The sequence below is a fragment of the Terribium retamae genome, from assembly GCF_022347545.1.
In the GTDB taxonomy this organism is placed as follows: Bacteria; Pseudomonadota; Alphaproteobacteria; order Rhizobiales; family Rhizobiaceae; genus Mesorhizobium; species Mesorhizobium retamae.
Window position 1 is genome coordinate 53582 of record NZ_JAKREW010000005.1, and the last position, 23250, is coordinate 76831.

Sequence of the window (23250 nt, forward strand, 5' to 3'; positions counted from 1 at the left end):
GATGAGGATCGTTGGTGCTGCCCTGCACGGTGGGCGACGGCACAAACCTCCTTCATCCTGAGGTGCGAGCCTGCAACAGGCTGGAGATGGGGTGCAGGTTTATAGGGGCGAGCCTCGAAGGACACGCCCTCGGAGCCGTCAGGCCGACTGCGCGTCGCGGTCGGTGAGCGCGATGTGGCAGCAGCCGCTGCCGTGGCCGGGCGACCAGGTGACGTTGTCGAAGCGCACGCCCGTGGCCTCGAACAGGCCGCGGTCGAAGGCGCCTGCGATCCGGCAAAGCGTGGTGAGTTGTTCTTCGCCGACACCGGCCTCGACCCAAGCGTCCTTCAGCGGGCAACGCTTCACCTTGAAGGCGATGCGGTCCGGCGCCCGCTCGACATCTGTCGGATACATGCGCCCGTCATCCGGGCTGACGGCCAGGAAGGCTTCACCGATCGCGCGCGCGTCGTTTGGTCCGAACTTGCCAAAGGCTGCGGCCGCTACCTCTTGGCCGCGTTTTTCGATGGCGCGCACCATGACCGCCTCGGCTTGTTCGGGACCCAGTTCCGCCGTCAGTTCGTCCAGCATCAGCCGGTAGAGATCGGCGCGGTTGCGGAAGGCCGAGTCAAGTTCGCGAGCAAGCTTTTCCGCGCGGGCCTGAGGGTCAGTCATGATCGTTCCTGTATCGTCGTTGTCAGCCTGGGCACGGCGGCAACCAGCGCCTTGCCGATGGCGGATTGCGGATTGTCGATGACGGCGCGGGCATCGCCTTGCTCGGTGATGCGACCACCTTCGAGGAGGACGACGCGGTGCGCGAACGCACGCACCACACCAAGGTCGTGGGAAACGAAGAGGTAGGCGATGCGTTCCGTGCGCTGCAGGTCGAGCAGCAGTTCGAGGATCTGGCTGCGTACCGAGACGTCGAGCGCCGAAACAGCTTCGTCGAGCACGATCAGCGATGGCTTCGTGGCGATGGCACGAGCGATTGCTACCCGCTGACGTTGACCGCCGGAAATCTCATGGAGGTACCGGTCGGCGAGATCGGACGACAGGCCGACACGCTGAAGCAGAGCTGCGATGCGGCTCGGGCGCTCGCTGCGGCTCACAAGTGCATGGATGCGCAGCGGGTCGTCCAACACGCGCGCAACTGTCGCGCGCGGATTGAGCGCTGCAAGCGGGTCCTGGAACACCATTTGCAGCCGCGCGCGTCGGGCGCGCAGAGCCGAACCGCGCAGAGCGAGGAAATTCTCGCCTCCAAAATCCACTCGGCCGGCATCGGGTTCGATCAGCCGCAGGATCAGCCGGGCTATGGTGGATTTGCCAGAGCCCGAGGGGCCGGCAAGCGCCAGCGTTTCGGCGGGCGAAATCGACAAGGAAATATCCTCGGCGGCCGTGACGATCGTTCCGCTGCGATGGAAACGTTTGGTCAGCCCCGAGACGGCAAGCAGCGGCTCAGACATGGCCATGGCCCACTGGTGCGATCATGGGTTCGGCGTCCAGCCCGATATGGGCATCCAGCAGTTTCTTGGTGTAGGCATGCTCCGGTGCCTGGATCACCGCATTGGCTTTGCCCAGCTCGACCATCTCCCCACGGCGGAACACCGCGATGCGGTCGGCCAGTTCGGCGGCAAGCGCAATGTCATGGCTGACGAACAGCAGCGCCATGCCATCCTCAGCCACGAGCTGCCTGATTAGCGCGACGATTTCGGCCTGCACGATGGTGTCGAGGGCGCTGGTTGCTTCGTCTGCGATCAGCAATCTAGGTCCGGCGGCGATGGCGGCGGCGATCGCCACCCGCTGCCTTTGTCCGCCGGACAGCTGATGCGGATAAGCATGCAGGACTGTCCCCGGATCCGGCAGCTTGACTCGTCGCAACAGCTCAAGCGCACGACGCTCCGCTTGGGCCCAGTCCTGGTCAAGATGGGTGTGCGCAACCTCTGCGATCTCCCGGCCGACTGCCATCACCGGGTCGAGGCTCGCTGATGCGTCCTGGAATACGAAACCGATGTCGCGGCCGCCGCGCGGCAATTGCAACTGTCCTGACCAAAGGATGGCGCCGTTCACTGCCGCAGTCGGCGGCAACAGGCCGGCAACGGCGAGGGCCAGCGTGCTCTTGCCGGAACCGCTTTCGCCGATGATCGCCAGCCGTTCGCCGGGGGCGATGTCGAGATCGATGTTGCGGAGCGAGAACGAAGTCGCATCACGCCGGTAGGTGACGGACAGGTCGCGGATGGAGACGAGCGGCCCGGTCATGACAGGCCCTTCCTGACGGCAGTGCCTTCGACCACGCCTTCGCCGGCGAGATAGACACCGAGCACGGTCAGCACCAGCGCGATGCCGGGCACGATGGAGAGGAACGGTGCCGAACGCAGGACGGTTCGGCCCTCCGCGATCATGCCGCCCCAGGTAACGCGGTTGGGATCGCCCAGCCCGAGGAAGGAAAGTGCGGCCTCGATCAGGATCGCGGAAGCGACGATGACGGAAGAGAGCGCGAGTACCGGTGGCAAGGCGTTGGGCAGGACTTCGCGCAAGGCGATCTCAAGCGGATGCATGCCGATGACCCTCGCGCCAGCGACGAAATCGCGCTCGCGGATGGAAAGCACTTCGGCGCGTGCGACGCGGGCCGGTCCCGTCCATGCCGAAAGGGCGATGGCGATGACCACGACGGTGAGCGAAGGGCCGACGACGCTAACGAAAGCCAGGGCCAGCAGGAAGGACGGCACGGTCTGGAAGGCATCGGTGATACGCATCAGCGTCTCATCGAGAATGCCGCCGGCAAAACCGGCCAATGTGCCGATCACTGCGCCAACGGCGATTGCCGCGGCTGCAGCTGCAAGCCCGACGGCCAAAGAGGTACGCGCGCCATGGAAGAGCTCGGCCAGCACATCACGGCCGAGGCGGTCTGTGCCGAGCGGCAACGACCATTCCTGGAATGGCGGCAGCAACGGCGCACCTTTGATGGCAAGGGGATCGCCCGGGAACAGCATGGGTGCCGCCAGGGCCATGACCACGAGCACCGCCAGGATCCCGAGCCCGACCAGCGCTTCGGGTATCTGTACCAGTCGCCTCATGCGCTGGCCTCGCTGGCGCCGACTCGTGGGTCCAGGAAGGCATAGGCGATATCGACCAGGAGGTTGATGAGGACCACGAGGATGGCGCTGACCAGGATGATGCCGAGCAGGAGCGGTGTGTCCCGCATCGCCACCGCCTCCTGTGCCAGCCTGCCGAGGCCGGGCACCGAAAAGATGCTTTCGATCACGACGCTGCCGCCCAGCATCTGGGCGGACTGCAGGCCCAGCATGGTGACAAGAGGCAGCAGCGCATTGCGCGCGACATGGGCCAGTACGATGCGCCGTCGGCTCAGTCCCCTGGCGCGGGCAGCGCGGATGAAATCCAACCGCCAGACCTCGGCCATGCCGGCGCGCATCATCCTAAGATACAGCGCCAGATAGATCACGCCGAGAGAGGTCACCGGCAGAACGAGATGGCGGGCAATATCAGCCGCGCGCGCAAAGCCGGTCTTGCCGGACGCGATCGTCTCGAAACCGGAGATCGGGAACCAGCGCAGGTCGACGGCGAAAACGATGACGAGAACCAGCGCCAGCCAGAAGCCGGGCACCGCGTAGAGCGCCAATGAGGCGGTCGACAGGACACGGTCGCGCACACTGCCGGGGCGCGCACCGGCATAGATACCGAGTGCGGAGCCAACGCCGAAGGACAGTGCGGTCGAGGCGCCCATCAGGATCAGCGTAACCGGCAGGCGTTCCAGGATGACGTCGCGGATCGGTCGCGAGAAGGCGACCGACTGGCCGAGATCGAGATGCAGGAGCGCCCACAGATAGTTGGCCAGCCGCGTCGCGGCGGACTGGTCGAGCCCCCAGCTCTGCCGCATCGCCTCGACGAGCCCGGCATCACCACCGGTCGACACGAGATAAGCGTCGACAGCATCGCCGGGGGCCGCCTCGAGCAGGAGGAAGGTGCCGACAATGACGATCAGAAGCACGAAGATGGAACCGACAAGCCGCCGGCGCAGAAGAAGGAGGGCACGGGACATGAGCACAAAACTTCGAGGCCGGAGTCGCCAATCTATCTGCTGGCGGCTGCCGACCTCAAGCACCGATCCGGATTATTGCGCCAGCCAGGTGTTCGACCAGTTGGACACCGCCCAGCGTGGATTGTCGGCAATGTTGCCAACCTTGTCGCTGGCAACCGAAATGAAGGTCCAGTCGGCCACGTTGATGAAGGGCAGGTCTTCAACCACCTTCTTCTGGAATTCCTTGTAGAGATCGGTCCGCGCCTTGGCGTCCAGCGTTTCGGCTGCTTTGGCGATGATGGCGTCGATAGCGGCACTCTTGTAGCCGCCCTGGTTGGAGAAGGGCACGCCATCGGGAATGCCGCTCTGGGCCAGGATGGTGGTGGAGATCGCCGGGTCGCCACGGAACACAGGCGGGCCAACCGCCAGGTCGAAATCGTGGTCGGTGTAGACCGCTTTCATATGCGCGGCCGAGTCATTGTTGACCAGCTCGGCATCGATGCCGATGGCTGCCAGCGCCTGGCGCAGGTAGTCGCCGAACTGTCTGGTCTCATTGAAATAGGGAGCCGGCAGAAGCTTGAGCTTGAAGCGCTTGCCATCGGCACCGGCCTTGTAGCCGGCCTCATCGAGCAGGGCGTTGGCCTTGGCGACGTCGAAGGCATAAGCCGGCACGTCAGCGGTATAGAACTGCTTGTCGTTTTTCGGCACCGGCCCGGTGGCGGTTTCGGCGTAGCCGAGGAAGATCGTCTTGACGACGAAGTCCCTGTCGATGGCATGCGCGATCGCCTGCCGCACCTTCACGTCGGCCAGCTCCTTGCGGCGATGGTTGATTTCCACCACGAGCTGATAGGTGAGGCCCTCGTAACCCTTGGTGACGACCTTGAGCCCCGGTACCTTCGAGATACGGTCGAGGTCCGCCAGCGGTACGGCCGAGAAAGCAGCCAGCTGGATTTCCTCGGCTTCAAGCGCATTGGCTGCTGCTGAGCGGTCTGGCAGCACCTGGTAGACGATCTCGTCGAGATAAGGCTCACTCTTGCCCCAATAGGCTGTGTTTTTCTCCAAGCGGTAGTACTGGCCAGCCTTGTGTTCGGCGAACTTGAACGGGCCAGTGCCGATGGGGGCGGTGTTGGCCGGGTTCTCCTCGATCTTGCCGTTCTCGTAGATGTGCTTGGGCACGACGCTGGTCAGTGCCGGCAGCGCGTTGCGGATCAGCTGGAAAGGCGTCGGCTTGGCGAATTTGAAGACGGCGATATGTTCGTCGGGGGTCTCGACTGCTTCGAGGTCCTTGAAGACGACGCGGCCGAGGTTTTGAAGCGGCTTCCAGATCTGCAGGGCCGAGAAGGCGACGTCGGCCGACGTGAACGGCTTGCCGTCATGCCAGGTCACACCTTCGCGCAGTTTGAAAGTGACCGACTTGCCGTCTTCTGACCCTTCCCAACTGACGGCGAGGCGAGGGCTGAGCCCATCCTTGCCTTCATAGTCGGCCTCGGCGAGCGGCTCGACGACTTTGGAGGAGATGAAGAAGACGCCGTTGGACGCGACGATGGCCGGATTCAGATTTCGAGGTTCGGAATCGGCTGCGACCGTCAGGCGGCCTCCTTTCTGAGGCTCCTGCGCCCAACCGATGGTCGGAAGGGCGGTCGAGGCGAGCAGCACTGCAGCGCCTGAAAGCACCGAGCGCCTGGTGAGGCTGAAATCCGACATGACTGAACCCCCAAATCACCCGCCAGGCGGGTCCGAAATTCTGGACAGGCACTCGACGCCTGTCTCACCGGTGGGGATTATGACCTTTGTCTGCCGTTTCGCCAGAGAAGGATTTGGCGCTAAAGGCTCTGGCGGTGAAATTTCCGTCCACTGGCCCAGAGTTCGCGTCGAGCAAAGCCGTTGCGGTTTGGCAGTGCGCGTGAGACAGCAGGCTGTCCATGTCCTCGAAGCCAAGTGAGATGCCGATGTCCTCAGCACGCGATCGTCTCGAAGCTGTTCTGGCGCGCCTTGAGAGCCGCGCGGCCGAAGAGAAGGTCTTCACCAGGCTTTATCCCGAAGCGGCCCGCGCGGCAGCCGATGCCGCGGATGCACGGCGAAAGGCTGGCATCTCGCTGGGGCCGCTCGACGGCGAGATCGTTTCGATCAAGGATCTCCTCGATGTCGGCGGCGAGCCGACCTTGGCCGGGTCCTTGCTTCGCCGCACCGCCGGGCCGGCGCAACAGGACGCGCCGGTGGTGCAGCGACTGCGCCAGTCCGGTGCCGTCATCATCGGCAAGACCAACATGACCGAATTCGCATTTACCGCGCTTGGCCTCAATCCGCATTACGGCACGCCGGGCAATAACGCAGATGTTGCGCGGGTCCCCGGTGGGTCCTCTTCCGGCGCCGGCGTCTCGGTGGCGGAAGGCACCAGCGCCATTTCGATCGGGTCGGATACCGGGGGATCGATCCGCATTCCGGCAGCGCTGAACGGTGTTGTCGGCTTCAAGCCGACGGCGCGCCGCGTGCCTCTGGACGGCGCTTTCCCTCTCTCTTTTGCGTTGGATTCTCTCGGCCCCCTGGCGCGGACCGTTGCCGAATGCACTGCCGCCGATGCGGTTCTCGCAGGCGAAGAATCCGCGCCGCTGATGCCGGCGCGGCTCGATGGCCTGCGCGTGGGCATTCCGCGAGGGTATCTGTTCAACGACACAGAGCAACAGATCGCTCGCGCGTTCGAGGACGCTATCCGAAAACTGGAGCGGTCGGGTGCGCGGCTTTTCGACATCGCTATCGACGATCTCGTCGACGCGATGAATGAGGCGACGCAATACGGCTCCATCGCCGGCATGGAAGGTGCCGCCATCCATGCCGACTGGCTGGGGGCCGGCACGGATGTCGCGGTCGACCCGCATGTCAGCATTCCGCTTGCTCGCTACGCCAAGGCGCCGGTGTCGATTTACATTCGCACCATGCGCAGCCGCGCCGGACATATTGTCGAGATGGATCGCAGGCTGGTGGATCTCGACGTGCTGGCGCTGCCAACGGTACCGGTCGCGGCGCCGTTGATCGATGCGGTGATGGCCGATCCAAAGTTCGACGAGCGCATGGAAGGGCTGCTGCTGCGCAACACCGAGGTGTTCAACTATTTCGACCAATGCGCGATTTCGCTGCCGATGCCGGGCACCACGTTGCCGTCCGGCCTGATGCTGGTCGGGCGCAACGGGCATGACCATCGCCTGCTGGCGATCGCGGCTTCGGTCGAGGCCTTGCTCAAGGCCTGAACGACGTCCTTCGAGGCAGCCGATAGAGCGGAAGCGCGTCCGCTCTATCGGCCGCTGGCTATTTGGTGCCGCGCCGGCGCAGCCCGTCGAAATAGACGATGACGATGATCAAGGCGCCGGTGATGACGCGTTGCCAGAACGCGTTGACGTTGAGCAGGTTGGCGCCGTTGTTGATGGTGGCGAGGATGAAGGCGCCGAGCAGAGGGCCATGGACAGAGCCGATGGCACCGAACAGGGACGTGCCGCCGATCACCGACGAGGCGATCGCCTGCAACTCCCAGCCTTCGGCCTGGGTCGGATTGCCGATGCCGATGCGGGAAGCGAGCAGCACGCCGACAAAAGCTGCGCACAAGCCCGACAGAGTGTAAGCCATGTAGATGGTGCGCTGGACATTGACGCCGGACAGGCGCGCAGCCTCTGCGTTGGAGCCGACCGAGAACAGATAGCGGCCCCAGCGCGTGTGGTGCAGGAAGATGTAAGCGGGCACGCCGACGAGGATGACCATCCAGAACAGGTTGGGCACGCCGATGAAGGAACCGCGCGAGAATTCCTGGAAAGCATCGTTGTTGATGGAAATGGAATTGCCGTTGGTCATCAAAAGGCCGATGCCGCGCAACGATGTCAGCGTGGCCAGCGTGATGATGAACGGCGGAAGGCCCATCTTGACGATACCGAAACCGTGAAAGAGGCCGATGGCGACGCCGATCAGCAAGGTGATCAGGATCGCGACGAAAACCGGCAAGCCGGAATTGATCAGCATCGCCGTGGTTACCGTCGCAAAGCCGACGACCGCACCGACGGAAAGATCGATGCCGCCGGTAATGATGACGAAGGTCTGGCCGACTGCCAGGATGGCGATCATCGAGCCCTGGCGCAGCAGGTTGGAGATGTTGTTGGCGGTGGCGAAGCTGGATGTCGAAAAAGAAAGCAGGACCCACAACAACACAAGCAGTGCCAGCAGCGTCAGCCCGAACAGCGCATTGTAATTGCGCTTTGGCTTTTCGGCGGGGATCGCCTCGGTGCTCATGGTTGTCCTCCCGGTTTTTCCTGTTTTTCGGCGAGTGCCTGGGTCAGGATGTCTTCGTGGCTGGCGGTGTGGAAGCCGTGCGTGGCGACCAGCTTGCCGCGCCGGAAAACATGCAAAGTGTCGGCCAGTTCATAAACTTCCGGCAGGTAGGACGAGATCAGGATGATGCCCGCGCCTTGCGACAGCAGTGTCGAGAACAGGCGATAGATTTCTGCCTTGGTGCCGACGTCGACGCCCACCGTCGGTTCGTCGAAGATGAACAGTCTGGCGCCGTGGTTCAGCCATTTGCCGATGACGATCTTCTGCTGGTTGCCGCCGGACAGGCTTGAGGCCAACGCGTGCCGTCCGGCCGTCTTGATGCGCAGGCCGGAAATCTGCTGCTCGGCATGTTTTGTCTCTTCGCTGCCAGAGATCAGCAAGCCTTTGCTGATGCGCTTGTAGACCGGTAGGTTGAGGTTCAATCCGACCGGCAGGTTGAGGCAAAGGCCCTGGTCGCGCCGGCTTTCAGGAGCCAACGCCATGCCGAGTTTGATCGCATCATGCTCGGAGCGGATGTGAACCTCCTTGCCGTCCCAAAGGACTGTGCCGGAGGATTTGGCGTGGCGGCCGTAGAGCGTGGTGACGAATTCGCTGCGGCCGGCGCCGATCAGGCCGTAGAGCCCAACGATCTCGCCCTCATGGACGGTCATCGAGATATTCTCGAAGCCCTTGCCGGAAAGTTGCCTGGCTTCCAGGATCGTCCTGCCGATCGGGAACTCGTCCTTGTGGTAGATCTGTTCGATCGAGCGGTTGATCATCAGCCGCACCAGTTCGGCTTCGTCGGTCTCCTTGATGTTGCGGGTGCCGACATAGGTACCGTCGCGCAGCACCGAGACACGGTCGGCCAGCTCGAAAACCTCTTCCATGCGGTGGCTGATGTAGATGATGGTGACGCCTTCGGCCTTGAGACGGCGGATCAGTGCGAAGAGCTGGTCGGCCTCTTTGCGGGTCAGGTAGGCCGTCGGCTCGTCGAAGATGAGGAACTTGGTGCCGCGTACCGTGGCTCGGGCGGCAGCGATCAACTGCTGCTGGCCAATGGTGAGGTCGCCCAGCATGACATGGGCAGGCAGGTTGAAGCCGAGATCGTTGATGATCTTCTGTGCGTCACGCACCATGGCACGCTGCTGCAAAAGGCCGTAGCGGACGTTTTCTTCGCCGAGGAACATGTTGGCGGCGACGCTGAGGTGGCGGCACAGCACCACTTCTTGGTGCACGGCGTTGATACCGAGCGCCATCGCTTCATGTGGCGTGGCAAGCGCGACCGGTTCACCTTCCCAGATGACATCGCCGGAAGTGCGCGGCATCACGCCGGTCAACAGCTTGATGAGCGTGGACTTGCCGGCGCCATTCTCGCCGACGATCGCGTGGATTTCACCCGCCTTGAACGCGAGATTCACCGGCTTCAGCGCATGCGTGCCGGGATATTTCTTTTCCAGGCCGCGCAGCTCCAGGATCACCTTGCCGGGTTCCAGTTCCGGAGCGGGATGCTGGTGCAATGTCGCTGATGTCATGACAATCCTCCCGATTGGCACGCTTTGGACAGCCTGTGCAGCCTAGCGCATGAGCCTTGAACCGGACAGTCATCGCTGCCGCTGTCAGGGTCTCAGGAAACGCTCTCACGAGAGCGATGCGAAGTCGTTTGCCAGGCAGACAAAGGTCTCGTCCCGGCAGGATCTCCAGGGCCAAGACGGCCCTGGAGACGTTCAGCAAGCAAGGCTCAATCGAGCTTGGGATTGAGGAGCGCGTCGATCTTTGGCTCCTTCATGTTTTCCTTGGTGACGAGGTTGGCGCCGGTGTCGACGAAGGTCTCGACCTTCTCGCCCTTGGAGGCGGCCAGCGCAGTCTTGATGCCGTCATAACCCATGCGATACGGGTCCTGCACGACGAGGCCGGAGATGACGCCGTCATTCAGGAACTTGATCAGCTTCTCGTCGCTGTCGAAGCCGATCAGCCCGACCTTGCCGGAAAGGTTGTTTTCGGCGATCGCCTGGCCGACGCCCTGCGCCATGATCAGGTTGGAAGCGAAGATGCCCTTCAGGTCCGGATTGGCGGTGATCAGGTCGGTTGCGATGTTGAGGCCGGTCGTGGCCTGGCCGTCGGCATATTTGTCAGCGATCACCGTCAGGCCCGGATACTTGGCCTTGACCTGTTCGAGGAAGCCTTCGCGGCGCTGTTCGAGCGAACCGGCACCTGGAAGCGCAGTGATGATCGCCACCTTGCCTTCGACCTTGCCACCATTGGCGGCGCCGATCGCTGCGGCCAGACCGTCGGCCGCAACCTGGCCGCCGACCTTGTTGTCGGTGGTCAGGAACGACGTGAAGGCCTTGGAGTCGGCCGAAGAGTCGATACCGATGATCTTCACCTTCTTGGCAGCTTCGTCGATCGGCTTTCCAAGAGCCTTGGCCTCGGTCGGAGAGATGACGACGGCGGCCGGATTGCCGGCGACGGCGTTCTCAAGGATCGAGATCTGGCCGTTCACGTCGGTCTCGGCCTGTGCGCCGAGTTCGGGCACGTTGACGCCGAGATCCTTGCCGGCCTTGCGTGCACCGGCGAGCACGATCTGCCAGTAGAAGGAGGTGGTATCCTTCACGATGATCGGAATGGTGGTGTCGGCCGCAGCGGCCGGCCCCGGCTGGAATGCGCCGGCCAGCATCGAGGCTGCGGCGAGTGCCACGAAAGTGCGGCGGCTAAACATGCTTTTCACGAATTTCATAGGCTTCCTCCCAAAGTCGCCCGGTCGATTACGCGAAGTCCCTTCTGGATAGGCGAAGTCCAATCAGGACTTTATAGATAAAAAACAGCATACGATTTTTAGTGGATCGCAACTGCGCTTGCAAGTGTGGCCTTCCTCCGTCGTCCTCACTGCTTTCTCCGATATGAAGCATCAATTCCAAAATAAGGTCAAGACGGAATATTCATTCCATATCGATGAACCGGATATCTTTCCTCGTCAATCCTGCTCTGGGCGAACCACGCCTTTCTTGAGAAGGATGTTGGCATAGGCGGCGCGCTCGCCGGAGGCGACGATATAGGCGGCCTTGGCGGCGCGTTCATAAAAGGCGAACCGTTCCAGGGGCGCGATGACAAAAGGCCCAGCCAGGCGGTCGACGATCGATTGATAGGACCGGCATATGTCTGGAAGACGGTCCGGGTCTTCGACGACTGCCATACGGAATGCGGCGGCCGGCGCGTAGGTGTCGAGTGGCATATGGGTAAGGATGGCTTCCAGCAATGCCTCGCCACCCAGTCCGTCGGCGCGCACGACCTTCGGTCCTTGCGTGCTCGCCGGAAAATTGCCGTCGGCAATGACGATTTCGTCGCCATGCCCCATGCTGCGCAGCGCGTGCAGCAGATCTGGCCCAAGAAGGGGATGAATGCCGCGCAGCATCAGGCGATTTCCTTCCGGATGCCGGTAGTTCTTCGACGATCGTGCACGTTTGTATTCATTCGCGCACAGCTCCCGTCAGCGGCGGCTGCACAGTCGTATAAGGACGGTATTTCTCGAATTCCGAGTCTGGAACCTGGACCTTGAGCAGGTCGATGTTGCGCGTCAGACTGGAAGCCTTGGCCGTGCCGATCAGCACCGTCGAGACTGCTTTCTCATGCAAGGGGAACTGCAGCGCGGCGGCGGCCAACGGATATCCGGCCTGGCTGGCGATCGTCTCCATGGCCGAAACCTTCGACAAGATGTCCGGTGAGGCTGGTCCATAGTCGAAATGCGATCCAGGCTTTGCGCCGGTGGCCAGAATACCGGAATTGAAGACGCCGCCGATGACCAGCGTGGTGCCGCTTTGATGGCAGAGCGGCAGAAGCTCAGCCTCGGCCGAGCGGTCGAGCAGCGAATAGCGCCCGGCAAGCAGGATACTGTCGAGCGGCGCGCGGCGCATCACTTCCAGGCAAATCTCCACCTCGTTGACGCCGAGGCCGTAGGCGGAAATGACGCCGCCCGATTTCAGCTCTTCCAGTGCTCTGATGCCGCCGTCCAGCAATTGGCCGAGATGCACCTTGGTAAGCTCGATGCCGTGCGTGTAGACGCCGATATCGTGTACATAGAGGATGTCGATGCGGTTGAGACCCAACCGTGCATAGCTGAATTCGACCGAGCGCATGATGCCGTCATAGCTGTAGTCATATTCCAGCTTGAACGGCAGCGGGTTGAAGAAGCCGAGATTGGGGACCTCGTGTTCCGGCGCCGGCTTGAGCAAGCGGCCGACCTTGGTGGAAAGCGCATAGCTGTCGCGGGGCTTGTCGCGCAGGAAATCACCGAAACGACGCTCCGAGAGTCCGAAACCGTAGTGAGGGGCTGTGTCGAAATAGCGGATGCCGGAACTCCAGGCCGCGTCGAGCACGGCTTCGGCGTCCTTGTTCGGTACCGCCTGGTAGAGATTGCCCAGCGACGCACCGCCGAAACTGATCTCGGTGACGTCCAGCGCGGTTTTGCCGATACGGCGGGTCTTCATGCAGGAACTCCCATTCGCGCTGTTTCCCAGGCGTCTCTCACTTTTTCGAAGCTACAGTGTTGCGCCGAGATGCCAAGGCACGAACTCGTTGTCGCCGTAGCCGAACAGTTCGCTCTTCGTCTTCTTGCCCGAGGCCGTTTCGATGATCAGCTCGAACATCTCACGGCCCATCTCGGCGATGGTCTTGTCGCCGGAGGCGATGACACCGCAATTGACGTCCATGTCTTCTTCCATGGCCTCAAACAGCGGCGCGTTGGTGGCCACCTTGATCGACGGTGTCGGATGGCTGCCGAAGCAAGAGCCGCGCCCGGTGGTGAAAACGATGACATTGGCGCCGCCGGCCACCTGGCCAGTAGCGGACACGGGGTCGTAGCCCGGCGTGTCCATGAAGACGAGGCCGCTGCCGGTGACCTTTTCGGCATAGGCAAAGACACCGTTGAGCGGGGTCTGGCCACCCTTGGCGACGGCACCGAGCGATTTTTCAAGAATGGTGGTCAGCCCGCCGCGCTTGTTGCCCGGCGAGGGGTTGTTGTCGATGGACGCGCCATGCATGGCAGTGTGGTTTTCCCACCATTTGATCAGGCGATCGAGCTTCTCAGCGATCTCAGGCGTGGCAGCGCGGTAGGCAAGCAGGTGTTCGGCACCGTAGATCTCGGTGGTCTCCGAAAGGATGCCGATGCCGCCGACGCCGGCGAGGAGATCGACCGCCGCACCCAGCGCCGGATTGGCTGTGATGCCCGACATGCCGTCCGAGCCGCCGCACTGCAGGCCGACGACGATCTCCGAGACCGGGATCGGCTCACGCTCCAGCTTGCCGACTTCTTGAGCGATTTCGGCCAGCACGCCCATCGCCTTTTCGACCGATTTGCGCGAGCCGCCGGCATCCTGGATGTTGAAATGCCGCTTGCCGGCGGCAACACCTTTCTGGCCGTAAAGTGTGAGCTGGTTGACCTCGCAGCCCAACCCCACCATCAGCACACCGCCGAAATTGGGGTGGCGCGCATAACCGGCCAGCGTGCGGTGCAGAACCATCATGCCGTCGCCGGTGGCGCTCATGCCGCAGCCCTGGCCGTGCACGATCGGCACGAAACCGTCGATCCCAGGATAAAGCGGCAGCAGGCGGCGGTTGGCCTCGTCAGCAATCGCATGGCAGACGGTGGCCGAACAGTTCACGCTGGCGACGATGCCGACGAAATTACGCGTGCCGGCGCGACCGTCGGCGCGGCGATAGCCCATGAAGGTGCGGATCTTGTCGCTCTCGCTGGCTTCCAGTGGCGCGGAAGGCGGCACCACCGGCATGCGGCCGGATTCGAAGACCAGATTGTGCGAATGCACATGCTCGCCCGCCGCTATGTCCTGTGTGGCGCGGCCAATTGCCTGTGCGTATTTGACGACCGCGGACCCTGCCGGGATCGGTTTGATCGCCACCTTGTGACCGGATTCGATGGCATCGGCGGTTGTCGCACCGCCCGGCAGCGTCGTGCCTTTTTCCAGGCGCCCGTTGGCGACGACGACATTGTCGGAAGGCGAGAGCACGATCGAATTGGCGGCGGTCACGGCGTCGGTTCCTGGGATGGTCCTGGGTCCTGCCGGATTGACACCGGCTTTCCTGAAGCTAATGTCTTTTATCGTAAAAAAACATTTGAGCGTCAATTGGCATTTTCAGTTACAGCGCTTGCTAGAGCAATTCCGGGAAAAGTGCGCAGCGGTTTTCCGCCTGGAATTGCGTAAAAACAAAGAGTTAGGCTTTCTGCGTTTCCGTCAAGAACGGAAGCGCTCCAAGGTCGGCGCGAGGGCAGGATGTCGAAGAGCAACAACGTCTACAAGGATGCCTACAACCGCTGCCTGCGGCTTCTGGAGGAGACCAGCAACCTGCCCTCCGAGCCGGAACTGGGGGCGATGCTCGGGGTGAGCCGTACGACGGTGCGGGGCATTCTCGCCCGCATGGCTGAAAACGGGCTGATCGCCTGGGACAAGCGCGACAAGACGGTGCTGCGTGCGCCGAAAGAGGATGACTTCTTCCCGGACGAGGAAACCGACTCGCTGTCACAGATCATCGAGCGTTCCTTCATGCGACGCCTGCTGGCCGAGGGCGCGGAAGCGGGCATGCAGATCAACGAGTTGGAGCTGGCGCGCGAGATCGGAGTCGGCACCACCAGCGTGCGCGAGTTCCTCATTCGCTTCAGCCGCTTCGGTCTGATCGAAAAGCGCCGCAACAGCCATTGGGTGCTGAAGGGTTTCACCCACGCCTTCGCGCTGGAGCTTGCCGACATCCGCGAAATGTTCGAACTGCGCTCGGCGGCGGCCTTTGCGGCGTTGCCGGACGACAGCCCGGTCTGGGCCGATCTCGATCGCCTGGAAACAGAGCACCGCGCCTTGGCGCGGGATATCGCCAATCGCTATCCCGAATTCTCGGAACTGGACGAGCGCTTCCACCGGCTGATCCACAGCGCTTCGCGCAACCGCTTCATCGTCGATTTCTACGATGTCATCGCCATGATCTTCCACTACCACTATCAGTGGAACAAGGCGGGTCAGCGCAGCCGTAACGAAACGGCCGTAGCCGAGCATCTCGCTTATATCGCCGCGCTCAAGTCACGCGATTTGGCGAAAGTAGAAGCTGCCTGCCGCAAGCATCTTACCTCGGCACGGCAGACCTTGATCGATTCGACGCCCGAGGGCCGGCTGAACGTTCAAGCGAGGCGCGCGGAAACGCCTGCCGGGAACACTGCCTGACTCTGCTCCATGGTGGGCTTGTTGCCGCAGCGCCGATTTGGCGATTTGCCGGTCCCTTGGCTCGTGATAGGTCTAGGCGGACTGGCAAGGGAGTGCGCGACGCCGTGATCGCCGGGCGCAGGAAATGGAGCATGCCGACGGCCCTCGCCGTTGCGTGGCTGCTCGTCCTGCAATCCGTGCTTGGCGCCTTTGCCGCTGGTGTCGGGCCCAACCCTCCCCAGCTCGACGCTTTCGGCGCTGTCATCTGTACCCATGACGGTGCGGCGCAACTGCCTCCCGGCGAGCAGCCGCAACAGCATCAGCAATCGTGCTGCGTCCTGGGCTGCAATATGTACTCGTCAGCCTTTGGCGCGCCGCCGGAATCCTCTCCTCTGCTTGACGGTGTGGCCTTTGCCACCAGTTACCTCTTCGCCTTTCCTGCCAGCAACGACATTGGTTTCAGCCATGACTGGTCGCCGGGGAATCCGCGCGCGCCACCGACTTCGGCCTGATCTTTGACGTTGCGCCTGGCCCTTGGCCGCGCCACGATTTTCTCCCTCATTTTATCACGCGTCCGGCAACGGCGCGTCTGCCATGGAGCAATCCCATGCCTGTTTCCAACAGCGCTTCGCGCGCGCCCTCTCGTGTTGATTTGGTTCCTGTTCGGTTCGGCCTCGTGTCAGCTGCCTTCGCGGTTTTGCTGGCCGGCATGCCGGTCGCCTTCGCCCATGAGTTCAAGGTCGGCAGCCTCGAGATCGATCACCCTTGGTCACGTGCCACCCCGCCCGGAGCCAAGGTGGCCGGCGGCTACCTCATCATAAAGAACAGCGGCGGTGAGCCGGATCGCCTGGTCTCCATCTCCTCGGATGTTTCGCAGAAGGCCGAGGTGCACGAAATGGCGGTCAAGGACGGCGTCATGACCATGCGCAAAGTCGACGGCGGCCTGGAAATCCCGGCCAATGGCAAGGCGGAGCTCGCACCCGGCGGTTATCACCTGATGTTCATGGGCCTCAATCGACAGCCGAAACAGGGCGAGAAATTCGCCGCGACGCTGACCTTCGAGAAGGCCGGCCCGGTCACGGTGGAGTTCAATGTCGAGGCTGTTGGCGGTGCCGCCCCCAAAGGGCATGGCGACCACGCGAACTGATCTTTTCAGACCAGACGATTTCAGAGGACTCCAATGTTCAGAACTATCATGATTGCCGGCCTTTTCATGGGTGTCGGCGCAGGGACAGCCTTTGCCCACGTTTCGCTTGAAAGCCAGGAAGCTCCGGTCGACTCCACGTACAAAGCGGTCTTTCGTGTTCCGCACGGCTGCGACGGCAAGGCAACCACTGCCGTGCGCATCAAGATTCCGGAAGGTGTCATCGACGTGAAGCCGATGCCGAAGGCTGGATGGAAGCTGGAGACGGTGAAAGGCAAATACGCCAAGGCCTATTCTCTGTGGGGCGAGACGATCAGCGAAGGCGTGACCGAGGTCAACTGGAACGGCGGTAACCTGCCGGACGAATTCTACGACGAGTTCGTGCTCCGGGCACGGCTGACGGGTGATCTGCCTGCCGGCGAGACCTTGCGCTTCCCAGTAGTGCAGGAATGCGAAGGCGGCGGCACCGCCCGCTGGATCGAAATCCCCGCCGCCGGCCAGGACGAGGATGCGGTGGAGCATCCTGCACCCGGTCTGAAACTCCTGCCGAAAAAATGATCTCCTGCGGCGCGCCCTTTCATGGCGCGCCACAATTCCTCTGGTCGATCAGCCCATGTGGTATTTCGCTCTTCGCAATCCATCAGCAGGTGTTCAACGTCTCGCTCTTGCGGTTGTCATTCTCTTCGGTCTGCTCGCTCTTTTTGGAGCCGGCCAAGCTTCCGCACATGCCAGCCTGGTCAAGGCCGAGCCGGCGGACGGAGCGATGCTGCAACAAGCTCCAAGCCGGTTTTCGCTCACTTTCAGCGAACCGGTTTCCCCGCTGGTGCTTACCCTGGTGCGGCCGGACGGCACGCCCGAGCGGCTGACGTCATTTCGCAGCGACGGGCAGACGCTCGACATCGACAATCCGCAGCCGCTTGGGATCGGCACGCATGTGCTGAGCTGGCGCGTTATTTCCGCGGACGGACATCCGGTTGGCGGTTCGCTTCTATTTTCTGTCGGCGCGGTCAGCGCCGCGCCGGCAACGGGCGAAGTCGTCGACCCTTGGTTGCATCGCGCCATCTGGATGGCGAAGATCTCGCTTTATCTTGGCCTGTTCCTGGGCGTCGGCGGTGCGTTCGCGCTTAGTTGGCTGGCGGGCGAGGGGCGTGGCGGCGATCGCTTCGTCGTAACCATGCTGTTTGCGGGGCTGATTGCAGCTCCTCTGTCGCTCGGCCTGCAAGGTCTCGATGCACTTGGAGCGCCGTTCGAACAGTTTGCGCAGATGATCGTCTGGCAGACTGCGTTCGCCACCAGCTTTGTCTGGACTGCCCTGATTGCCGCCATCGCATTGGGGTTGGGGCTTTTGGCACTGGTCCTACCGCGTGTCGATGCCAAGCCCTTTGCTGCTGTCGCCTTGATCGCGGCCGGTGCGGCGCTCGCCGCCAGCGGCCATGCCAGTGCCGCGGCGCCGCAATGGCTGACACGTCCCATGGTCTTCCTGCACGGGGTGGGCATCGCCTTCTGGGCAGGTGCGCTCACGCCCTTGGCTGTGACTCTGAGGCGCCAGGCGCCGGGTGCCGAAATATTCCTGCATCGCTTCTCAGCGGCCATTGTGCCGGTGGTCGCTGTGCTCGTCATTGCCGGCACCGTGCTTGCGGTCATCCAGGTGGAAACGTTCTCGGCGCTGGTCGACACCGATTACGGCCAATTGCTGCTGGCCAAGCTCGCTCTCGTGATCGGCCTGTTTACGCTCGCAGCAACCAATCGCTGGGTTCTGACACGTCCCGCTGAAGCTGGACAGACGGCAGCACGGCACCGGCTCGTGCGTTCCATCGCGGTTGAGGCCGTCATCGTGATAGTGATCTTCGGCATTGCCGCCGGCTGGCGTTTCACGCCGCCGCCGCGTGCGCTGGCCATCGCCGCAGCCGAGCCAGTCTCGACGCATATGATGACACTTCAGGCGATGGCGGATCTCACGGTAGCGCCCGGCAGGGTTGGGACCGTATCGGCGAACATCATGCTGATGACGGGCGACTTCGGAGCGCTCGATGCCAAGGAAGTGACGCTGGTGCTGTCGCGACCCGAGGCTGGCATCGAGCCGTTGAAACGCATCGCAATAAAGCCCGGCGACGGCACATGGCGGGTCGACGATCTCGTCATCCCGTTTGCCGGACGCTGGACGGTGCGGCTCGACATCCTGGTGTCGGACTTCGAAATGGTGAAGCTGGAAGGGGCGATCGACATCCGGCTCTGAGGTTGCGCCGGTTTGGCCTAAGCCAGATTAAGCTTCGAAGAGCCGCCTGCCAGATGGTGCCGGTCAGCTTCGTTTTTCTCCGAATCCTGAAACACCCTAATCGATTGAAATTTCCGCTGGGCGGACAGCCGCCCTTGTTGACGAAGCGAGTGCATGAGGCCAATCATGTCGCCTCTACGGCGGCAGCCGCTATTCGCAGACAGGAATAACAGCATGGATAAAGCCGAAATTGGCCTGATCGGCCTCGGTACGATGGGTTCCAACCTGGCCCTCAACATTGCCGAGAAAGGGCACCGCATTGCGGTCTACAACCGGACGCCGTCGCGGACCGATGATTTCGTTGCCAAGGCCGGCGCCCTCGCCAGCCGCGTCGTGCCTTGCGAAAGCCTTGCCGATCTTGCCGCCGCCATTCGCCCGCCGCGACCGATCATCATCATGGTGCTGGCTGGCACCCCGGTAGACGAGCAAATCGCGGCGCTGCGCGGAGAGCTCGCTGCCAACGACATCATCATCGACGCCGGCAACGCCAATTTCCGCGACACGATGCGGCGTTTCAAGGAACTGGAAGGCTCCGGCCTGACTTTCATCGGCATGGGTGTTTCGGGCGGCGAAGAAGGCGCGCGCCATGGTCCGTCGATCATGGTCGGCGGCAAGGAGGAATCCTGGCGCCGGGTCGAAAGCGTGCTCACGGCCATCTCTGCCAAATTCAAGGGAGAACCTTGCGCCGCCTGGCTGGGTACGGACGGGGCCGGTCACTTCGTCAAGACCATTCACAACGGCATCGAGTATGCCGACATGCAGATGATTGCCGAGATCTACGGCATTCTGCGCGACGGGCTTGGCATGGCGCCGAAGGAAATCGGCTCGGTTTTCGCCGATTGGAACAAGGGGCGACTGAACTCCTACCTGATCGAGATCACCGCCGAGGTGCTCAAGGCCGACGACCCTCAGACCGGCAAGCCGGTGGTCGATATCATCCTCGATCGCGCCGGCCAGAAGGGCACGGGCAAGTGGTCGGTAATCGAGGCGCAGCAACTTGGCATCCCGGCAACCGCGATCGAGGCTGCAGTGGCAGCCCGTGTGCTGTCCTCGCTGAAGGACGAACGGCTGGCGGCGGAGAGGGTCTATGGCGGCGGGGTCGTGCCCATCAAGGCTCCGCGCGAAACGCTGCTCAAGCAGCTGGAACTGGCGCTGTTTGCCGGCAAGATCGCGGCCTATGCACAGGGCTTCGCCGTGATGGCCGGCGCGTCCAAGGAATTCAACTGGAACTTGCCGATGCCGACGATCGCCAAGATCTGGCGTGCCGGCTGCATCATCCGCTCGCAGATGCTGGATACGATGGTCGAAGCCTTCGGGACCGGCGCTGCCTCGACTAACCTTCTGATGGCACCGGATTTCGTGAAGATGATGCAGGAAGCCCATCCGGCGCTGCGGCACGTGGTAGCGCTGGCCATGGAGGCCGGCTCGCCGGTTCCGGCACTGTCGTCGGCGCTTGCCTATTTCGACAGTTATCGCCAGGGCCGAGGAACCTCCAACCTCATCCAGGCCCAACGCGATTTCTTCGGCGCGCATGGCTTCGAGCGTATCGGCGAAACCGGTGCCTTCCACGGACCTTGGGGTCAGGGCTGAGGCTTTTGAGATAGCGTCAGTTCGAAACGCGGCGATCGCTCAAGAAGTGGAGTCGCATGTTCGTTGGTGTTTGGGTATCCTCCGCTGGTTCCGGGAGCGGAGGACCCATGCGAGCGAAATGGCTCTTGTCGTTTGCGACCGTCATTTGCTGGGCAATGGCAGCGCAGGCTGCCAGCGACACTGCTGCAGATGAGTTGACGCGGCGCGTTGCAAACAGGGTCGAAGAACTTGTCGAGCGTAATTTTTACAAACCCGTCGCTTTTCCTTCATTTGCCGGAAAACATCCAACAAACGCGGATATCGACAAGGCACTGGCCGATCTGAAAGCCTCCCACACCCGACGGTTCATGCCTGGCACTCTCGAGTACTACGAAGTTGCGGACATCTATCAGCGCTGGCTCAGCCGCGACCTCAACTCGATCTTTCCACCGCGCGGTGAGGTCCAATACGAAGGTATCGGCATCGCCACTGCAGTGATCGACGGCAAGCGGTTTGTCACGGACGTCTACGACGGTGCCATGGCAAAAGCAGCGGGAATACGGGTCGGAGACGAGGTGCTTTCTGTAAATGCAAAGCCCTTTGAAGAGATTGGATCCTTCAAGGGCGGCGCTGGAACGATTGCGACTGTCACCGTGAGGCAGGCAGCCGGGGCGCGGCCGATCGATATTCCAGTGATGGTGGTCGCCATTTCCCCGGTGAGAATGTTCCTTGAGTCAGTAAGCGCGAGTGTTCGGCTTATCGAGGATGCCGGCAACGATATCGGCTATATCCGGCTCTGGACGCTTGCGTCCCCTCTCACCAATGAAACCGTTGAAACGATGATGCGCAGTGGAATTCTGAGCGACGCCGACGGTTTGGTACTCGACTTGCGCGGCCGTTGGGGCGGCATTTCAAGCGAGCTTCCCGAGATGTTGATGGAAGATTTCGCGGACATATCCTTCACTATGAGAAACGGCCGCACCTTCTCTCAGCGAGAAACATGGCGCAAACCCATTGTTGTCCTCATCGACGAAGGAACGCGCAGTGCCAATGAACTGCTGGCCTGTGCAATGAAAAAGCGCGGTTTTACCTTGATTGGTGAGAAAAGTGCCGGAGCTGTGTTGGGCGGTAGCGCCTACGTTCTTCCAGATGACAGCCTGCTGATGGTAGCGACTTCGATGGTCAAGGTTGACGATGAGGTGCTCGAGGGCAAGGGAGTCGAGCCTGACACAATCGTGAATGCGCCTGTCCCTTATGCCGGTGGAGCAGACCCGCAGCTCAAGGCGGCAATGAAGGAAATAACGGAACAACTTTCCGGCGTCAGTCCGTGGCGCAACGCCCAATCTCCGGAAAGGCGCTGTTCACCGGGAGGTACTGCTCGCTCGAACTGAAGGTCAAGACACTCCGTTGCCCGGAACTCAGGCAATGTACGTTCGGTTACCTTGGCGCAATGACCTGAGCTGGCACCACCAGTTTTTGTATCGGTGCCGCAGACCTGTCACCGATGCTGCTGAGCACGGCTGTCGCCAGATCGCGCCCGGCGAGCCGGAAATCTTCTGCCACGACATGGATTTCAGGGCGCACAAGCTGCAGCAGGTTGAACGGTTCCTTGGCGACCAGGTCGACATCGCGTCCAAGCTTGAGGCCGGCGGCCTCGATGCCTGCGATGAGCGCGAAGGCAGGGCCGCCGGCGCCACAAATGATGCCGTCGGGTCTGCCTGTCCGTTTCATCAGTTCGATGGTGTGGCGGCGGATGTCGTCGATGACGTTGTCACTGCTGACGGACGAGAACGGAGCCTCGCTCTGCCCTTGACGGTCCAATTCGTCCAAGAAGCCGCCACGCATATGCTGGTGGTAGGTGAGGGCGGGCGGCGGTGCCAGCAGAGCCAGACGCCGACGGCCGAGTTCGGCCAGCCGCCTTACGGCAAGGCGCGCGAAGGTCTCGTTGTCGAAGTCGTGATAGGCGTGCTCGATCCCCATTGCCGTGCGGCCATGCGCGGCAAAAGGGAAACCGCGCTCCGTCAGATAGCGCACACGCGGGTCGTTCGGTTGGGTGCGCGAAATGATGATACCATCCGCAGAACCGGTCTCCACGACATAGCGGATCGGCTCCATCGGATCGTTGTTGTGGGAGTAGGGGGCGACGACCAGGTGATAGGGCGTGGCCGCAAGCCGTTCCGAAATGCCGTAAATGAAATCGGACAGGAAGCCGCCGATCTGTTCGGTGGTGTTGAGCACGACGGAGATGACGTTGGTCTTGCCGGTACGCAAGCGTACACCAGCCCGGTTCGGCCGGTAGCCGATCTGGCGTGCGACAAGCTGGACGCGTTTGCGGGTCTCGGCGCCGATCTCCGGAGCATCCTTGAGCGCGCGAGACACGGTGGTCACGCCCAGCCCCGTCATAAAGGCGAGCGTCTTCAGCGTCGGCCTGGCGGCCTCCGCGTCGTCCTCATCCGTATTGCGGCTCGATTTATCCATAACCCTGCCCGCAGCGGGCATATCAGCCCGTCTCCGTGGGGACAATCACTGAAATTCAAGGCGTGTGCCCAGGCACCTCTATAATGCAATATACTGAAACGTTACAGATTTTCCAATCGGCCTTCAGGGCACCCCGTACGATCCGGTGCCGGACTTCGGTTTTCCGAACGGGATTTTGCACTGCGATGACGATTTTGCAGCGCAAAATAGCGAATTTTGCCACAAACTGATTTCCTCCCTGCCATTTTGTTGAGCTTCGAAAAATAGTTTGGCCCTGCGGCCGATT

Annotated in this window: 21 protein-coding genes; 8 read left to right on the forward strand and 13 right to left on the reverse strand. The window is 62.1% G+C overall.

Annotated elements, in window-relative coordinates; genetic code table 11:
• Nucleotides 1-138: 138 nt before the first annotated feature.
• The 6 genes from L4923_RS07795 to L4923_RS07820 form a co-directional block, all read right to left on the reverse strand.
• On the reverse strand, nt 139-651 hold the full coding sequence (locus L4923_RS07795; protein WP_239363303.1) for an L-2-amino-thiazoline-4-carboxylic acid hydrolase: 513 nt from the start codon (nt 649-651) through the stop codon (nt 139-141).
• Nucleotides 648-1439, reverse strand: coding sequence for an ATP-binding cassette domain-containing protein (locus L4923_RS07800; protein WP_239363307.1), 792 nt, complete (start codon nt 1437-1439; stop codon nt 648-650). The genes L4923_RS07795 and L4923_RS07800 overlap by 4 nt, the downstream gene beginning before the upstream one ends.
• Nucleotides 1432-2232 carry an ABC transporter ATP-binding protein gene (locus tag L4923_RS07805; RefSeq protein WP_239363310.1) on the reverse strand — a complete coding sequence of 267 codons (801 nt, stop codon included), beginning with the start codon at nt 2230-2232 and terminating at the stop codon, nt 1432-1434. The genes L4923_RS07800 and L4923_RS07805 overlap by 8 nt, the downstream gene beginning before the upstream one ends.
• Nucleotides 2229-3050: an ABC transporter permease gene (locus L4923_RS07810; protein ID WP_239363314.1), complete on the reverse strand. Its 822-nt coding sequence runs from the start codon at nt 3048-3050 to the stop codon at nt 2229-2231. The genes L4923_RS07805 and L4923_RS07810 overlap by 4 nt, the downstream gene beginning before the upstream one ends.
• Complete coding sequence (locus tag L4923_RS07815; protein ID WP_239363316.1) at nt 3047-4033, reverse strand: ABC transporter permease; 987 nt, start codon at nt 4031-4033, stop codon at nt 3047-3049. Before L4923_RS07815 ends, L4923_RS07810 begins: the two co-directional genes overlap by 4 nt.
• Before the next feature lie 72 nt (nt 4034-4105).
• Nucleotides 4106-5716, reverse strand: a complete 1611-nt coding sequence (locus L4923_RS07820; RefSeq protein WP_239363318.1) for an ABC transporter substrate-binding protein — start codon at nt 5714-5716, stop codon at nt 4106-4108.
• A 245-nt stretch (nt 5717-5961) separates the two neighbouring features.
• Between L4923_RS07820 and L4923_RS07825 the strand changes: the two genes are divergently transcribed.
• Entirely contained in the window at nt 5962-7257 is a 1296-nt protein-coding gene (locus L4923_RS07825) for an amidase (RefSeq protein ID WP_239363320.1), read from the forward strand.
• A 58-nt stretch (nt 7258-7315) separates the two neighbouring features.
• On the opposite strand, the gene L4923_RS07830 is transcribed toward L4923_RS07825, so the two are convergent.
• From L4923_RS07830 to L4923_RS07855, 6 genes are all read right to left on the reverse strand, one after another.
• Entirely contained in the window at nt 7316-8284 is a 969-nt protein-coding gene (locus L4923_RS07830; RefSeq protein WP_239363321.1) for an ABC transporter permease, read from the reverse strand.
• Nucleotides 8281-9834 (reverse strand): sugar ABC transporter ATP-binding protein, encoded by a 1554-nt coding sequence (locus tag L4923_RS07835; RefSeq protein WP_239363323.1) that lies wholly within the window; start codon nt 9832-9834, stop codon nt 8281-8283. The genes L4923_RS07830 and L4923_RS07835 overlap by 4 nt, the downstream gene beginning before the upstream one ends.
• Before the next feature lie 206 nt (nt 9835-10040).
• The gene (locus tag L4923_RS07840; protein WP_239363324.1) at nt 10041-11036 is read right to left on the reverse strand and encodes an ABC transporter substrate-binding protein; all 996 of its coding nucleotides are present in this window, start codon (nt 11034-11036) and stop codon (nt 10041-10043) included.
• Nucleotides 11037-11273: 237 nt separating this feature from the next.
• Entirely contained in the window at nt 11274-11711 is a 438-nt protein-coding gene (locus L4923_RS07845) for an RbsD/FucU family protein (protein WP_239363328.1), read from the reverse strand.
• A gap of 55 nt (nt 11712-11766) precedes the next feature.
• The gene (locus L4923_RS07850) at nt 11767-12783 is read right to left on the reverse strand and encodes an aldo/keto reductase (RefSeq protein ID WP_239363329.1); all 1017 of its coding nucleotides are present in this window, start codon (nt 12781-12783) and stop codon (nt 11767-11769) included.
• A 51-nt stretch (nt 12784-12834) separates the two neighbouring features.
• The gene (locus L4923_RS07855) at nt 12835-14340 is read right to left on the reverse strand and encodes a UxaA family hydrolase (protein ID WP_239363330.1); all 1506 of its coding nucleotides are present in this window, start codon (nt 14338-14340) and stop codon (nt 12835-12837) included.
• 243 nt (nt 14341-14583) lie between these two features.
• Between L4923_RS07855 and L4923_RS07860 the strand changes: the two genes are divergently transcribed.
• From L4923_RS07860 to L4923_RS07890, 7 genes are all read left to right on the forward strand, one after another.
• The gene (locus L4923_RS07860; RefSeq protein WP_239363331.1) at nt 14584-15519 is read left to right on the forward strand and encodes a GntR family transcriptional regulator; all 936 of its coding nucleotides are present in this window, start codon (nt 14584-14586) and stop codon (nt 15517-15519) included.
• 131 nt (nt 15520-15650) lie between these two features.
• Complete coding sequence (locus L4923_RS07865; RefSeq protein WP_239363332.1) at nt 15651-16010, forward strand: DUF2946 family protein; 360 nt, start codon at nt 15651-15653, stop codon at nt 16008-16010.
• 95 nt (nt 16011-16105) lie between these two features.
• Nucleotides 16106-16645 carry a copper chaperone PCu(A)C gene (locus tag L4923_RS07870; protein ID WP_425530916.1) on the forward strand — a complete coding sequence of 180 codons (540 nt, stop codon included), beginning with the start codon at nt 16106-16108 and terminating at the stop codon, nt 16643-16645.
• Between the two features lie 33 nt (nt 16646-16678).
• Nucleotides 16679-17200: a YcnI family copper-binding membrane protein gene (locus tag L4923_RS07875; protein WP_239363339.1), complete on the forward strand. Its 522-nt coding sequence runs from the start codon at nt 16679-16681 to the stop codon at nt 17198-17200.
• Nucleotides 17201-17255: 55 nt separating this feature from the next.
• The gene (locus tag L4923_RS07880) at nt 17256-18878 is read left to right on the forward strand and encodes a copper resistance CopC/CopD family protein (protein ID WP_239363340.1); all 1623 of its coding nucleotides are present in this window, start codon (nt 17256-17258) and stop codon (nt 18876-18878) included.
• Nucleotides 18879-19091: 213 nt separating this feature from the next.
• On the forward strand, nt 19092-20507 hold the full coding sequence (gndA, locus tag L4923_RS07885) for an NADP-dependent phosphogluconate dehydrogenase (protein WP_239363343.1): 1416 nt from the start codon (nt 19092-19094) through the stop codon (nt 20505-20507).
• A 107-nt stretch (nt 20508-20614) separates the two neighbouring features.
• Nucleotides 20615-21877, forward strand: a complete 1263-nt coding sequence (locus L4923_RS07890; RefSeq protein ID WP_239363344.1) for a S41 family peptidase — start codon at nt 20615-20617, stop codon at nt 21875-21877.
• 46 nt (nt 21878-21923) lie between these two features.
• Here L4923_RS07890 and L4923_RS07895 read toward each other — a convergent pair whose 3' ends face one another.
• Nucleotides 21924-22964 carry a LacI family transcriptional regulator gene (locus tag L4923_RS07895; protein WP_239363347.1) on the reverse strand — a complete coding sequence of 347 codons (1041 nt, stop codon included), beginning with the start codon at nt 22962-22964 and terminating at the stop codon, nt 21924-21926.
• Nucleotides 22965-23250 lie beyond the last annotated feature (286 nt).

Bases quoted from the DNA above. Each gene is read 5' to 3' on its own strand.
- L4923_RS07795 (WP_239363303.1), bottom strand. From the start codon at position 651: ATGACTGACCCTCAGGCCCGCGCGGAAAAGCTTGCTCGCGAACTTGAC.
- L4923_RS07800 (WP_239363307.1), bottom strand. From the start codon at position 1,439: ATGTCTGAGCCGCTGCTTGCCGTCTCGGGGCTGACCAAACGTTTCCAT.
- L4923_RS07805 (WP_239363310.1), bottom strand. From the start codon at position 2,232: ATGACCGGGCCGCTCGTCTCCATCCGCGACCTGTCCGTCACCTACCGG.
- L4923_RS07810 (WP_239363314.1), bottom strand. From the start codon at position 3,050: ATGAGGCGACTGGTACAGATACCCGAAGCGCTGGTCGGGCTCGGGATC.
- L4923_RS07815 (WP_239363316.1), bottom strand. From the start codon at position 4,033: ATGTCCCGTGCCCTCCTTCTTCTGCGCCGGCGGCTTGTCGGTTCCATC.
- L4923_RS07820 (WP_239363318.1), bottom strand. From the start codon at position 5,716: ATGTCGGATTTCAGCCTCACCAGGCGCTCGGTGCTTTCAGGCGCTGCA.
- L4923_RS07825 (WP_239363320.1), top strand. From the start codon at position 5,962: ATGTCCTCAGCACGCGATCGTCTCGAAGCTGTTCTGGCGCGCCTTGAG.
- L4923_RS07830 (WP_239363321.1), bottom strand. From the start codon at position 8,284: ATGAGCACCGAGGCGATCCCCGCCGAAAAGCCAAAGCGCAATTACAAT.
- L4923_RS07835 (WP_239363323.1), bottom strand. From the start codon at position 9,834: ATGACATCAGCGACATTGCACCAGCATCCCGCTCCGGAACTGGAACCC.
- L4923_RS07840 (WP_239363324.1), bottom strand. From the start codon at position 11,036: ATGAAATTCGTGAAAAGCATGTTTAGCCGCCGCACTTTCGTGGCACTC.
- L4923_RS07845 (WP_239363328.1), bottom strand. From the start codon at position 11,711: ATGCTGCGCGGCATTCATCCCCTTCTTGGGCCAGATCTGCTGCACGCG.
- L4923_RS07850 (WP_239363329.1), bottom strand. From the start codon at position 12,783: ATGAAGACCCGCCGTATCGGCAAAACCGCGCTGGACGTCACCGAGATC.
- L4923_RS07860 (WP_239363331.1), top strand. From the start codon at position 14,584: ATGTCGAAGAGCAACAACGTCTACAAGGATGCCTACAACCGCTGCCTG.
- L4923_RS07865 (WP_239363332.1), top strand. From the start codon at position 15,651: ATGCCGACGGCCCTCGCCGTTGCGTGGCTGCTCGTCCTGCAATCCGTG.
- L4923_RS07870 (WP_425530916.1), top strand. From the start codon at position 16,106: ATGCCTGTTTCCAACAGCGCTTCGCGCGCGCCCTCTCGTGTTGATTTG.
- L4923_RS07875 (WP_239363339.1), top strand. From the start codon at position 16,679: ATGTTCAGAACTATCATGATTGCCGGCCTTTTCATGGGTGTCGGCGCA.
- L4923_RS07880 (WP_239363340.1), top strand. From the start codon at position 17,256: ATGTGGTATTTCGCTCTTCGCAATCCATCAGCAGGTGTTCAACGTCTC.
- gndA (WP_239363343.1), top strand. From the start codon at position 19,092: ATGGATAAAGCCGAAATTGGCCTGATCGGCCTCGGTACGATGGGTTCC.
- L4923_RS07890 (WP_239363344.1), top strand. From the start codon at position 20,615: ATGCGAGCGAAATGGCTCTTGTCGTTTGCGACCGTCATTTGCTGGGCA.
- L4923_RS07895 (WP_239363347.1), bottom strand. From the start codon at position 22,964: ATGGATAAATCGAGCCGCAATACGGATGAGGACGACGCGGAGGCCGCC.